Annotated in this window: 7 protein-coding genes; 6 read left to right on the top strand and 1 reads right to left on the bottom strand. The window is 39.6% G+C overall.

Features of this window, described 5'->3' with window-relative positions:
• The first annotated feature begins 407 nt into the window (after nt 1-407).
• From LVD51_RS08890 to LVD51_RS08875, 4 genes are all read left to right on the top strand, one after another.
• The gene (locus LVD51_RS08890; protein ID WP_236970869.1) at nt 408-1,589 is read left to right on the top strand and encodes an efflux RND transporter periplasmic adaptor subunit; all 1,182 of its coding nucleotides are present in this window, start codon (nt 408-410) and stop codon (nt 1,587-1,589) included.
• A gap of 10 nt (nt 1,590-1,599) precedes the next feature.
• Nucleotides 1,600-4,761, top strand: coding sequence for an efflux RND transporter permease subunit (locus LVD51_RS08885; RefSeq protein WP_236970868.1), 3,162 nt, complete (start codon nt 1,600-1,602; stop codon nt 4,759-4,761).
• Nucleotides 4,762-4,766: 5 nt separating this feature from the next.
• Nucleotides 4,767-6,158 (top strand): efflux transporter outer membrane subunit, encoded by a 1,392-nt coding sequence (locus tag LVD51_RS08880; RefSeq protein ID WP_236970867.1) that lies wholly within the window; start codon nt 4,767-4,769, stop codon nt 6,156-6,158.
• Between the two features lie 131 nt (nt 6,159-6,289).
• Complete coding sequence (locus tag LVD51_RS08875) at nt 6,290-6,556, top strand: hypothetical protein (protein WP_236970866.1); 267 nt, start codon at nt 6,290-6,292, stop codon at nt 6,554-6,556.
• Nucleotides 6,557-6,708: 152 nt separating this feature from the next.
• Here LVD51_RS08875 and LVD51_RS08870 read toward each other — a convergent pair whose 3' ends face one another.
• Nucleotides 6,709-9,525 (bottom strand): glycoside hydrolase family 2 protein, encoded by a 2,817-nt coding sequence (locus LVD51_RS08870; protein ID WP_236970865.1) that lies wholly within the window; start codon nt 9,523-9,525, stop codon nt 6,709-6,711.
• A 654-nt stretch (nt 9,526-10,179) separates the two neighbouring features.
• Here LVD51_RS08870 and LVD51_RS08865 point away from each other — a divergent pair.
• The gene (locus LVD51_RS08865) at nt 10,180-13,143 is read left to right on the top strand and encodes a SusC/RagA family TonB-linked outer membrane protein (RefSeq protein ID WP_236970864.1); all 2,964 of its coding nucleotides are present in this window, start codon (nt 10,180-10,182) and stop codon (nt 13,141-13,143) included.
• An 11-nt stretch (nt 13,144-13,154) separates the two neighbouring features.
• Nucleotides 13,155-14,666, top strand: coding sequence for a RagB/SusD family nutrient uptake outer membrane protein (locus tag LVD51_RS08860; RefSeq protein WP_236970863.1), 1,512 nt, complete (start codon nt 13,155-13,157; stop codon nt 14,664-14,666).
• Nucleotides 14,667-14,765: the final 99 nt, after the last annotated feature.

The following is a 14,765-nucleotide window of genomic DNA, read 5'->3' as shown; positions in this document are numbered from 1 at the left end:
TCGAGTAATAGTAATTCACCAATTGGCAAATGAGATTGTTCTCTATTCAAAAACATCCTCAATTTACAAACTAAGGACATTTTACACATTATTGGAAAACATCGGTCTTTTAAGTTAAAAAAACAATTCAAAAGGGCATATAATTTTTATCTCGGAAAAATGAAGATCGTTTTACAATATAGCTGAAAATGAAACATTTACAAAACATTAACAATAGAAGACAAAGTGTTAATGTTGAAAAATTATAGCTGACAGATAAAACCCTTTGACGACCATAATGTTTACCTTTGATCTTGCAAAAATTAAACATTTTTTTCCATTTGGAAGTGTCAAAAAAATTTAATTTTTTTAAATTAATTTGAATTCCAATATGATGTCATTGACCTTCATAAAATAGAATATATAACATGAAACGAATTGGAAATTTTCCTTTTAATCATCTACTAACTTTTGGCTTTGTTTTTCTTCTTTTATCCTGTCAGTCCAACGAAAAAATAAATACTCCTAGTCAAGCTCCATCAATCCCCACTTATCCCGTGATTGAAGTTCCTCAGCGAGACATCAGCAGCAAGGATGAATACCCTGCCAGCCTCGAAGGTGTTGAAAATATTGAAATTCGAGCTAAAGTAGATGGCTATATTCAGCAAATATACGTAGATGAGGGTACTGTTGTTAAACGAGGACAACCGTTATTAAAATTAGAGACCCAAACCCTAACCCAAAATGCCAATGCTGCCGAATCTTCAATAAAAGTTGCCGAAGCCCAAGTAAATATAGCTCAAGTGGAGGTAGATAAGCTAAAACCATTGGTTGACAAAGGCATTATCAGTGATGTACAACTTAAAACAGCTGAAGCCAATCTCGCTTCTGCTCAATCCCAATTAGAACAAAGTAAGAGCAATTACAAAAGTGTATCAGAAAATATAAGATACACCAATATCGTCAGTCCAGTAAATGGGATAGTCGGCGCACTGCCCTATCGAAAAGGTAGCTTGGTAGGCCGATCTGAAGCCATGCCACTGACTACAGTATCCAATATTAGCAGCGTTTATGCTTATTTTGGAATGAATGAAAAGGACTTTTTGGATTTTATCGAATCGGTTCCCGGTGACAATGTAGAAGAGAAAATCAAATCGATGCCGGATATAAATTTAACCTTAGCCAATGGCAAGCCCTATGCCCACAGTGGAAAAATAGAAACAGTAACTGGACAAATAGATCCACAGACCGGAACCATAAACTTTAGAGCGAAGTTTCCCAATCCAGAGAACCAACTGCGAACGGGGAGCAGTGGTATTATATCCATACCCAAACATTACACAGCTACTCTATTGGTTCCAGAACGATCTACTTTTGAAAACCAAGGACGAAAATTTGTATTTGTATTGGGACAAAACGACTCTCTGTATTCAACACCAATTGAATATATAGACATTGTAGATGGAGCCGTTCTCGTATCACAAGGTCTTAAAAAAGGCGATAAAATATTGGCTAAAGGAGTAAGTAAAGTACGAAACGGAATGGTTATCAAACCGGAAATAACAAAATTTGAAGACCTCGCCAACACCATTGATCCAATATTCAAATAAATAATAATCCATGCTCAATCAATTTATAAATAGACCTGTCTTATCGACAGTCATATCCATTATATTAATTATCCTGGGTGTTTTGGGTTTGTCCACATTGCCCGTTACTCAATATCCAGAAATTGCTCCCCCAACTGTAAGAGTTACCGCTAATTACCCTGGAGCCAATGCTCAGACCGTACTCGAAAGTGTCATCATCCCCATCGAAGAAAAAATCAATGGTGTTGAAGGAATGACCTATATGACTTCTAGCGCTGGAAATACAGGAACAGCAACTATTGATGTATTCTTTGAACAAGATGTTGATCCAGATATTGCGGCAGTAAACGTACAAAATCGCGTATCTCGAGCCAATGCATTATTGCCTCGAGAAGTTGTTCAAAGTGGGGTCATCACCCAGAAACAACAGACGAGTTCCCTCATGTATGCAGCCATCTATTCAACCAATCCCGATTACGATGAAAAATACATAGACAACTATATCAACATCAATGTCATCCCGGAACTTCAGAGAATAGACGGAGTAGGAGAAGTCAATACATTCAGTGGAAAAACCTATGCCATGAGGGTGTGGATTAAACCCGATCGTTTGGCTGCCTATAAATTGGCACCTACCGACGTCATAGCAGCCATTAACGAACAAAGTTTGGAAGCGGCTGCGGGATCACTCGGTGAAAATGCTGGTGAATCCTTTCAGTACGTACTGCGCTATCCCGGTCGATTTAAAGAAGCCAGTCAATATGAAGACATTATTATTAAATCCCTTGACAACGGTCAATTTCTAAGATTAAAGGATGTGGCTGATGTAGAATTAGACGCTTTATCCTATAGCACCAAAGCCATAGCCAACAATCACCCTGGAGTTAATTTTGGAGTGTTTCAAACTCCTGGTTCAAATGCCCAGGAAATCATTCTAGAAGTTGAAAACCGATTGGAAGAATTGCAAAAGGAATTTCCACCAGGAGTGAAATATCTAATCAATTTCAATGTCAACGACTTTCTAAGTGCGTCCATTGACAATGTTATACACACCTTAATAGAGGCCTTTTTGTTGGTGTTTTTAGTGGTATTTATCTTTTTACAAGATTTTAGATCCACTTTAATCCCGGCCATTGCAGTCCCTGTCTCCATCATTGGTACTTTTTTCTTTCTCAATATTTTAGGATTTTCCATTAACCTATTAACCTTATTTGCCCTCCTCCTCGCTATTGGGATTGTTGTGGATGATGCAATTGTAGTGGTGGAGGCGGTTCACGCCAAGATGGAAGACGGTGTTGAAGATGCCAAAGAAGCGACCCAAACTGCTATGAGTGAAATAGCTACCGCCATTATTTCCATAACCTTGGTAATGGCTGCGGTATTTGTTCCCGTAACCTTTATGAAGGGATCGGCTGGAGTATTCTATCAGCAATTTGGGGTTACCCTTATTATCGCCATTCTAATTTCAGCCGTCAATGCATTGACCTTGAGTCCTGCACTTTGTGCTATATTTTTACGCAAACATGCAGAGAAAAAGAAAAATGGACATCGAAGTTTTTTCCAACGGTTTTACGACGCTTTCAATATGGCCTTCAATGCAATGCGGGATAAATATGTGAGAATACTTGGAGTCCTTATTAAATTCAAATGGATCACCGGCGTTTTTATTTTACTTGCCGTTGCTTCCACTCTATGGTTCAACGAAAACACTCCATCTGGTTTTATTCCCTCAGAAGACAGAGGGGTAATATTCGTCAATATCGAATTGCCAGAAGGGGCTACATTTGATCGCTCATATGAAGTTATCGAAGAACTCAATGGCTATATCAACGAATTGAAAGATGTCAAAGGGAAAACCGTTATTGCTGGTCGAAACTTTTTCTCTGGAGGAGGAGGTTCATATGCCATGGGCTTCATACTGCTTAAAGATTGGTCTGAGCGACAAGATGAATCATCATCTGTGAATGGTATTATCAAACAATTGAATCAATTGAGTAGCAAAATTTCCGATGCTAAAGTTATTTTCTTTACTCCTCCTAGTGTTCGAGGTTTTGGATCTGCTGACGGTTTTGAAGTTCAGTTGCTGGATAGAACTGGTGGTAGTTTTACAGACCTAGACGCAACAGCTAGTCAGTTTGTAGGTGAACTCATGCAAAATCCGGAAATTGCTTTTGCCTCCAATCCATTTAGTACCAAATTTCCTCAATATCAAATTGATGTCAATGTTCCTAAGGCCAAAGAAGCCGGTGTAAGTATCAATTCTATACTGACTACCCTTCAAGGATTTATTGGGGGATATTACGCAGCCGATTTTAGTCGATTCGGGAAGCAATACCGGGTCTATGTGCAAGCTCCACCATCAGATAGAGCCAAGATGGATGATTTAAACAAAATGATGGTTAAAAACGATGAAAATCAGATGGCGCCCATTACAGAGTTTATCGATCTCGAAAGGATTTATGGTCCACAATCAGTGAATCGATTTAATCTTTTCAATTCTGTAGCTATATCAGGTCAAGCAGGACCGGGATTTAGTTCTGGAGATGCTATCCGAATAATTGAAGAAACTGCGGCCAAAACATTACCTCAGGGATACGATTTCTCTTTTTCCGGTATTACTCGTGAAGAAATAGCATCAGCAGGTCAGTCTTCCATCATTTTTGGACTCTGTATCGTATTTGTTTTCTTCTTTTTAGCAGCCCAATACGAGAGTTACTTATTACCTTTTTCGGTATTATTTTCTTTACCAGTTGGTATTATGGGGGCATTCTTCTCTACATGGGTTATGGATCTTGAAAACAATATATATTTTCAGATAGCCCTAATAATGCTAATCGGATTATTGGCGAAAAATGCCATACTGATAGTGGAATTTGCCAGACAACGGAGATTGCAGGGATTGTCATTAACTGAGGCCGCATTAGAAGGTGCCAAATCGAGATTACGCCCCATCCTAATGACTTCATTTGCCTTTATTCTGGGGCTGTCGCCATTGGTTTTTGCCAATGGAGTAGGTGCCGTGGGCAATCGATCCATTGGAACTGGAGCTGCAGGAGGATTATTGATAGGAACCGTCCTCGGTGTCTTTGTCATTCCCGTTTTATTTGTCGTCTTTCAATGGTTGCATGAAAAAATTTCAGGTAAGCCCAAAGCAGTAGAATCCCTTAAACAACTTAGTCAACAAGAAAATTAATATTCATGCGAAACTATTTCGTACTATTAACCTTATTGTCCTTTTTATATAGCTGTAAAATCACAGAAGATTTCTCAGAACATCGTCCCGAACCATTAACGGAGACCTTCCCATGGTCTGAGTACAATATCGATACTTCAACCATGGCCAATATGACCATCGATGAATTTTTTAAGGACAGCCTTCTTCTAAACCTTATTGAAACAGGACTAGAAAACAATTACAGTCTAGCCATGGCTATGCAAGCCATGGACATCGCCAACGCCTATTATCTTCAAGGAAAGGCCGCTTATTTACCCAATGTTGATGCCACTCTTCAACCGAGTTTTTTAAAGAATTCAAACAACTCTCAGTTTGGATCCTTCTTAGGAGGAAATAAAATTGTTCAATCATACCAACTCGGCGTATCAGCCTCTTGGGAAGCTGATATATGGGGCAAATTAAAGGCACAAGAAAGCAGTTACTTAGCCGACTATCTCGGGGTTGAAGCTTCTGTTAAATGGGCTCAAACCACCTTGATTTCCAATATTGCATCCCTGTATTTTCAACTAATAGCCCTTGACGAGCAAAAGAAAATTACTGAGCGCACCATTCAAAATAGGAAAAAGAGTATTGAGACCATTCAAGCCTTGAAGGATGCTGGATTGGTTACCGAAGTAGCAGTAAAACAAACTGAGGCGCAACTCTATCAATCACAAGCCATCTTAGTAGATCTCAACAAGGAGATCCAATTAAATGAAAATACGTTAAATGCCTTATTGAGTAGACCATACCAAGTCATTGAAAGAAGTGAAATCGACCAGATTGACCTTCCCATTGCTTTGACCATAGGAATTCCTGCTCAACTGTTAGAAAACAGACCTGACCTTAAAATGTCAGAGTATAATATTCGATCGACCTTTGAATTGACCAATGTGGCTCGGAGTTATTTTTACCCCAGCCTCAATCTTACGGCCAGTACGGGTTTTGAAAGTTTAGATATAGCTAAATTACTGAGTCCCAATTCAATTTTTGCCAATTTAGCCGCAGGATTGACCCAACCTTTGGCCAATAAAAGAGTGAATAAAACCAGATTAGAAGTCTCAGAACTTCAATATCAACAGGCTATATTGGATTACGAGAACCAATACATTTATGCCGTTAAGGAAGTTTTAGACGCCCTAACCAATGCAGATGCCGCAGATGAAAAACGCAACTACCAAGCCATGGAACTCCAAGCTCTATCGGAGGCTAGTGAATATTCTACTGAATTATTAAACTATGGTCTTGCCAATTACTTGGAAGTCTTAACAGCTCAAAATCAAGAACTTTCAGCTGAATTAAATATTGTATCGTCTCAGCTCAACAAATGGTCGGCCGTCATATCCCTGTACAAGGCTTTAGGTGGTGGATGGTAGATTTTAATACCCCAATACATTTATAATTGACGGTAATATAGTAATTTATTGTAGAGACAATTCCCCTCCTCTGGAGGGGTGTCAGTTTACTGACGGGGTGGTTTATTAATTAATACGAAATACATTTATAATTGGCGGGAATATTCGGATTTATTGCGGTAGAGACGCAAGATTTTGCGTCTCTACACCCTAAAAATTTAATAGAAATTACGCCACGACATAGTGACCTCCTCACCCACCCGGAACACGGAGGTTTTGGCTCCTTCATCATTGACCGATTTACGGTCAATGGTTCTTTCCTCTCCCACCCAATGCGCGGTGGCATTGGTGCCCTCATCAAATACCTATTGAGGGTATTTGGTCACTATGTGACTTCATTCAGTTATATTCAGTCGTAGCCTCGTCAAACGGCCAACCCTCCCGTGAGACTGAGCTCACGGCTCCCTCGCTGAAAGTCGATTTACGACTTTCAATGCTACGCATCCTGCTCAGTTGTCTCGAAATCTTTTCCGTCATTATAAAATATAATTCGTATAAAAGGCAACTTCGCTCAGTCATTTCGGAAATCAAACCACAGTTTTATAGGATAAAATTCATCTCCTCCATGTTTAGAATAAAATCCTTTATGTCCTAATGGTCCCAATTTTTCTGGATTTTTAAACTTAGTACCTATTGCCGGGATTTCATACAAAAAGGAAATATCTCCCTCTGGAAATGGAGGATGAATATTGCGATTGGCCAATTTCGGAGCAGCCGGTGTAAACAATTGAAAAAACAGATTAGGCGTGCCAGAAACAATAGTAAATTCAGATTCTGTATTTTCTAAAGTCATCCAATACAAATCTCCATGGTAGCCTTTAAATTCGGGATACAATAAATCGTTGAAACTCTCCCCTGTAATGGTATTGTTATAAGCCTTTTGAAAAATCCCCATATTATAGCTACTGTTTCTATTTTTCCAAACTCGATATGGGCCCTTACCCATCCATCGAACTCCTGTGCATTTTTCTTCAGGATAATTAAACGACAATCCCAAAAACTCAACATCGATGACCTTCTGCTGTAGCCCACTGGCCTCCATATACAACAATCCATCCACATCGAGCTTCCATATCACTCGGTCTGGATAACCTTCCCTATCTATTTGAAATACAAAAGAACCCGTTTCATCAAAGGACCATTGATGACCAATTATTTCCGAACTGATACCAGCCGACACAGGGCCTCCATTAAAAGAAATCTCCTTCCCCTTATTTGTCACAGTCAATAACTTACCCGAATTCTTATCCAGTAATATCTCTACATTATTGGCTTTCGCCAAAAGGGTATTTTGAGATTCGGTCACATGAACTTTCGAAATAGCACTTTCCACAGCTTTACTACCCTGAATCCATTGAGCCGCTTTTTCTTCAGGTTGCAATACCGGCCATGACCATGTATACAATTCACGACCTTCATGATCAACGGCTGTAAATTCAAAGACATCAGCCTTTTGAAGTGCATTTCCGAGGTTTAAGCTCACCTTTACTGCTTCACCCGGTTCGGCATTAGGCGACTTTATCAGTCCTTTTCCAACCACTTCTTTCTTCACACTTCCAACATCTGAACGCAATGCCCTCCAAGTAAAACTACATTGATTTAAATTGGTATAGAAAAATTTATTTTTTAGAATAAGTTGACCGTTCCACTTAGTATTTATCGTTACTGGATCTATTTGCACAGGAGACCAAATCTCCTTTACCGTATAAAAACTAGCTTCTTTTTCCCGATGAGGTCCCAGTATACCATCTGGTGCATGATTGCCATCGGCATCATAGACCTTGCCCGGTAAATCTGTTCGCAATACCGCCTCATCAGAAAACACCCAAAGAAATCCCCCTGCCAGCAAAGGACTGGACTCGTAATTCCTCCAGTATTCTTCCAAGCCGGCACCAATACCTCCATCATAGAGACCATGCAACAACTCCGTCGCCATAAATGGATCATTACCTGCCACCTTTCGACTAATTCCATACCTATATTCGGGATAATGATGACTATCTACTCCATTTCTCAATAACCACGGATATATTACAGGGCGCTTCTGAATATCGTAATAATTAAACCACTTTTCATTGGCCATATCCCAGCCACCTTCATTACCGTGATTCCACACCACAACACTGGGATGGTTCTCGTCCTTCAATATCGTTTCCGCAATCAATTGAGGCCCAACTACCGTATCGTAACCATCTTGCCAACCTGTAACCTCATCCAATACAAATAATCCAAGCGAATCACAAAGTTCCAAAAATCTTTCATCGGGAACATAGTGAGACATACGGACCGCATTCATATTCATATCCTTCATCAATTCAACATCCATTCTATTATTCTCATCACTTAAACATCGACCTGTTTCTGGCCAAAATGAATGCCTACAAACTCCCTTAAAAACAACTTTTTGGCCATTGACATAAAAACCATCGTGTTTCCTAAGTTCGACCGTTCTAAATCCAATTCGCTCTCGAACAACATGTAACACGCGATCTCCATCCTTCAAAGTAATCTCCATGGTATAGAGGTGAGGGTGTTCGGGATTCCAAGATTCAACATTATCAAACTTCCCTTCAATAGTATGGCTATCCTCTCCTTGTTTTAAAGAAAACACCAGACCCTGTCCCAATTTCTCCTTTCCATTGACATCATAGAGGTCGACCTCTACATCGTAAGAACCTGCAGGTTGATTGAGAGAAATCAAGGCCTCAAATTCTCCTTCAGCCTTGGCATGAATGGCCGCTCTATTCATATGAATTCCGGGCAAAACCTCCAAGAAAACCGGTCTAAAAATACCGCCAAAAATCCAAAAGTCAGCCCGTCGCTCTGCTTCATTCACCGATTCATTTTCGGAATGCTTGGCTACATCAACCTCCAAGAGATTAGAACTACCATACTTGACCAAATCTGTAATATCATATTTAAATCGATAAAATCCCCCTTGATGTATGGGCCCTGCTTGAACGCCATTGATTTCCACTTTAGTGTCCGTCATGGCACCGTCGAATACTATATTGATGGTTTTACCCCTCCAATCCTCAGGAACCTCGAAACTGGTTTTATACAAGCCGTGCTCTTGACCCAATTTTTTGTTTTCATCTTTCCAATCATGGCCATAATTATAGGTCCCAAAACCCTGTAATTCCCAATTAGAGGGCACCTCAATAGTCGACCACTTCCCACTGTTGCGTCCATCGGTACAGTAAAAGTCCCAAGTTTTTGTATGATCGGCATCTACACCGGAGAGATACACTATTTCAGTATCTTGAGAAAGCGCTTGCAAAGTTTGCAACAAAGCAATACAAAAAATAAAAGCCCTAGTATTCCACATGAGATCAATATTTTAATAAGAATTCACATTCAGAGACAAAATATAACAGCATTTTAACAAAATGAGAAGTAAAGATCAAATAATAGGCAAATAGGGTTATTTTATATCACTGAGATTGCCACTAATCTTTTGCAGACACCATAATAACCACCCAATCCCGTGACACCTCCTACCTAACTCAAGATCACCTAAGACGTATTAGTCTATACCGACAAAATGAAATTGTTCAATAAACAAAATAAGCCCCAGCACATAAGATTATTTCAAGAAGAAAATATTACAAACTATTGTTTTCATTGCAACACACTAATCCCCAAAATCAACCATGTGTCTTTAAAATATTAAATACAAACGTATTCATAATTAATTAAATAGAACAAAACTATCAAAACAAAAACAATAATTAACAATTAAACATTTATAATAAATAAAAATACAACAACAGCAAGAAAACAAATTAACTAAACCAACTTACTAAAAACACAAATACAATTCAAGTTTATTTTCAACACCATCAAAACTAAAACGTGATGCTTATTAGATTTTAAATATATTTTTACCATTATTTTTAGATTTACCCAAATTATAAGTATATTTATTCTATAACTCTCTAAAAAACTCACCAGCTACATCTACTCATTAAAGAAATTGATCATGAATGGTAAAATTTTAAAAATTTTCCTCATTCTGGCCTCAATGCTTACCTACACCTATGTTCAAGCACAGGTAAGTGGGACCATTACAGATGCCGAAACAGGGGAAATACTCATAGGAGCCAACATCCTTATCAAGGGAAGTAGCACGGGGACGGTAACGGATTTTGACGGAAGGTATAGTATTGATGCTCAACCAGGCGACATCCTGATCTTTTCCTACACTGGATATACGTCCCAAGAAATAGCCGTCGATGGCAATGTTATCGATATCCAATTGGCTTCAGGATCAGAATTGGAAGAAATTGTAATTGTTGGATATGGATCGGTTAAAAAATCGGATTTAACTGGAGCCGTCACAGCACTCAAATCCGATGACTTCAATACCGGCATGGTCACCTCGTCAGATGAATTGATGCAGGGCCGTGCTGCAGGAGTACAAATCACTACATCAAGTGGAGAACCAGGTGCTGCCACCAACATAAGAATTAGAGGAACTTCTTCTGTTTCCAGCAGCAATCGCCCCCTATATGTTATCGATGGATTTCCACTTTCCGGCAATGATGCTAGCTCCGGTACCAGTAAAACAGAACTGGGAGAAGCTGGATCGAGAAACCCTCTCAATTTCTTCAATCCTGCAGATATAGAAAGTATTGACATCTTAAAAGACGCTTCAGCTACTGCTATATACGGATCACGTGGAGCCAATGGAGTTGTTATAATCAAAACCAAAACTGGGGCTGGTAGCGGATATGGAGGCTTTGAATATGGTTACTCATTAGGGATTAGTCAAGCTTCATCGACCTATGACCTCCTAGACCGAGAAGGATATCTATCTGCAGCTGCAACATACAATACCCAATTCTCTGATGGAGGAGCGGATACGGATTGGCAAAATGAATTACTGAGAACGGCTTATTCACAAAACCACTACCTCGCCTATGGCAATTCCGACGAAAAAGGCAATTATAGATTTTCATTCGGATACCTCGATCAACAGGGCGTAGTAAAAGAAAGTGGATTGGAACGATATACTGTTCGTTTTAATGGCAATAGAAAAATCTGGGAAGAGCGACTTATCTTTTCGTCTCAAATTGCCTTGGCAAGCATACTCGATGACAACGTTCCAATCACAGACAATTCTGGAGCCAATGGAGATCTTCTAGCTGCAGCCTACATCCTCAACCCCACCTTGCCAATCAAAAAAGAGGACGACACCTACAATCAACTCGGCACCGACCAAATTAATCCAGTAGCCCTTTTAAACCTCAGCAATGACTACACCAATACCCTAAAAGTAATTGGAAATTTTTCAGCCGACCTAAAAATAACAGATGATTTAAACTTTAAAATTGTCGGTGGCATTGACAGAAGTATTTCTACCAGAAAACAAGCCTATTCTAAAGATCTATTCATTTTGGGATTACAAGATCAGGGTGCGCTATTTACCGGAGAAATAGAAGAAAATAATAAGTTATTTGAATCCTACTTCACCTACAATAAAGACTTTACATCAAAAATCACTTTCAATGGACTATTGGGATACTCATTTCAAGAATACAATTATATAACGAAACAACACCTCTCAAAAGGATTTCGTACATCAGATCCAGATTTGATGATCAACAACGCCGCTGCTTGGGACAATGTCGATGGCAATGTAGTCAATGTAAATTCATCCAATGAAACCGATCAATTACAATCCTTTTTCGGGAGAGCCAATCTAAGTTTTGATGGCAAATATTTATTTACTGCAACACTTAGAGCAGATGGGTCCACAAGGTTTGCAAAAGCCAATAGATATGGATATTTTCCTTCTATAGCATTTAAATGGAGACTCCTCGAAGAGGGATTTCTACCCAATGCTTTTTCAGATCTATCTCTGAGATTGGGCTATGGATTAACGGGCAATCAGTCCATCCCTCACAACATATATCAAGTACGACAGCGCTATGAAGATTACGAAATCAATGCGGCTGGTGATGTTTCAGAGGGCGAACTCGTAAACATCTCATTCAGCAATCCCGATCTAAAATGGGAATCCACCCTGCAATACAACCTGGGAATAGACTATGGATTCCAAAACAATAGAATTTTTGGATCTATAGATTATTACTACAAACAGACCAATGATTTATTAATAAAAGTAATTGCAGCACAACCGGCAGCATCAGAATTTGTATGGCGAAATATCGATGGCGACATTATCAACTCAGGAGTTGAGTTTGCCATAAATTACATCATTATCGATCAACCAGATTTTGAATGGGACATCAATGCCAACGTTGCCTACAATGACAATCTTGTGAAAAATTACAACGGCATTCTCAATACTGGAGAAATAAGTGGACAAGGACTTACTGGTGCCTTTGCCCAACGGATCGCCAACGATCAACCCCTGTATTCCTATTTCCTAAGGGTATTTGACGGTTTCGACAACGAAGGGCAATCCATTTACCCCAATGGTGACGTTCAAGAATTTGTCGGTAAAAGACCGCTACCCAAATACTTGGCTGGACTTAGCAATACCTGGAGGTATAAAAACCTATCTTTAAAATTGGGATTTACAGGACAATTCGGGCATTATATATACAACAACACAGCCAATGCCTTATTTACTGCAGGTTCCCTTGCAGGAGGAAGAAACAGTACTACCGATGTAGTTACCAATGGAGAGTCCAAAACCAATGCACCTGATGTATCTACACGATTCTTGGAAAAAGGAGACTTCGTTAGACTCCAAAACCTAACCTTATCCTATTTATGGCAACCTAAGACCGACTACATAGAACGAATTAATTTATACGCCACAGGGCAAAACCTATTTGTAATCACGAAGTACACAGGGCTAGACCCAGAAGTTGACACCAATAAAGCCCTAGAAGGAATTCCTTCGGCAGGAATCGACTACACTTCTTACCCTAGAGCTACCACTTACTCAATTGGCGTAAATATCTCATTCTAAATATGAAAACGATGAAACATATAATATTCAACATAGTCATAGTGGCAGGGATATTCAGCTTTTCTGCCGGCATTTATTCCTGTACCGACCTCAATGTCTCAGAAGAAGACTCAATTGTTTTGGAAGAATTAGGAGGCGGTTCCGTTACAGGCGACCCTACTGCCCTACTCAGCAGTGTATACGGACGACTTTATCATATATTTCAAGAACACACCAGAGTTTTCTGCCTCCAAGAGCATACCTCAGACGAATTGATCGCACCAACCAGAGGTACCGACTGGGGTGACAACGGTATATGGCGGGTTCTACACGCACACTCATGGGATGCTACCCATCAATACAATAGAGAAACCTGGAACGAAATCAATAGCCAGGTATACAATTGCAATCAAATCTTGGCATTTAATCCCAGCGCTCAAGAAAAAAGTGAAACCCTTTTCTTGAGATCTTGGCTTCGATATCACGTAATCGACTTATGGGGCCAATTACCCAACAGAGAAATCACTGATGGAGTAGATGTCAATCCCATAGTATACAATCGTTCCGACGCCTTCGACTTAATCGAAGCTGATCTTTTGGAAGCCATCCCCAATCTGCCCAATGGCATTCCCGGGTCTATGAGGCCCAAAGCCACAAAGGCAGCGGCCTATGCTTTGCTGGCCAAACTCTATCTCAACAAAGCCGTTTACAAGGCAAGCAATCCAGAAGGACCTTATACATTTGAAGCCAGCGATATGAATAAGGTAGTAGAATATTGCGACTTAATTCGAGATATGGGATACAGCCTTTCCGATAATTATTTTGATGTATTCTCTGCACTCAATAATGAAGAAATTATATTAACCACTCAACAGAATGGTACTCCTTCCAATCGTTGGAATATGACCTTACACTACGGCCAAAATCCGTCTGGTTGGAATGGATTTACCACACTTTCAGATTTTTACAACTCATTTGATGCTGCGGATCAACGCATCGGATCTCCTGCCTTAAAAGATGGCAGTGAATTTTCAGGCGTGGGTAGAGGATTCCAAGTCGGTCCACAATTCAAAGAAGATGGATCAGTACTAATAGACAATAGAACTCAGATTCAATTAAACTTTACTCCTGAAGTTCCTCTTTTGGGAGCCACGACAGCCAATGGTATAAGAGTCATTAAATACCACCCTTCCGATGCTGGTGAATATATATTATTGAGATATGGCGACGTACACCTCATGAAAGTTGAAGCCATTCATCGCGGCGCCAGCAATGGCGATGCCTCTGCCCTCGATCTAATCAACGAATTGAGGACATTGAGGGGCGAAGATGAATTATCTACATTATCTGATGAAGAAATATTGGCCGAACGAGGGCGTGAACTTTATTGGGAAAACTGGAGAAGATCAGATCAAATCAGATTTGGAACCTTTTCTAATCAATGGCAGGAGAAAACTAATGAAGACAAATACAGAGTACTATTCCCCATACCCCAACAAGCATTGGACTCCAACCCCAATTTTGTGCAAAATGCTGGATACTGATGAATTAATCAACAACGAATGGCAAATAGACATCGATTCATAGATGTCTATTTATTTTACATAAGATGAAATGTCTAAACCCAACTTAAAAAAAATGCA

The sequence above is a fragment of the Membranihabitans marinus genome (genome assembly GCF_021729155.1).
Lineage (GTDB): Bacteria > Bacteroidota > Bacteroidia > Chitinophagales > Saprospiraceae > Membranihabitans > Membranihabitans marinus.
This window is presented reverse-complemented; position numbering and strand designations above follow the sequence as displayed.

What these genes read in the sequence shown, in the direction of transcription:
- LVD51_RS08890 (WP_236970869.1), top strand. Translation starts at nt 408, where the DNA reads ATGAAACGAATTGGAAATTTTCCTTTTAATCATCTACTAACTTTTGGC.
- LVD51_RS08885 (WP_236970868.1), top strand. Translation starts at nt 1,600, where the DNA reads ATGCTCAATCAATTTATAAATAGACCTGTCTTATCGACAGTCATATCC.
- LVD51_RS08880 (WP_236970867.1), top strand. Translation starts at nt 4,767, where the DNA reads ATGCGAAACTATTTCGTACTATTAACCTTATTGTCCTTTTTATATAGC.
- LVD51_RS08870 (WP_236970865.1), bottom strand. Translation starts at nt 9,525, where the DNA reads ATGTGGAATACTAGGGCTTTTATTTTTTGTATTGCTTTGTTGCAAACT.
- LVD51_RS08865 (WP_236970864.1), top strand. Translation starts at nt 10,180, where the DNA reads ATGAATGGTAAAATTTTAAAAATTTTCCTCATTCTGGCCTCAATGCTT.
- LVD51_RS08860 (WP_236970863.1), top strand. Translation starts at nt 13,155, where the DNA reads ATGAAACATATAATATTCAACATAGTCATAGTGGCAGGGATATTCAGC.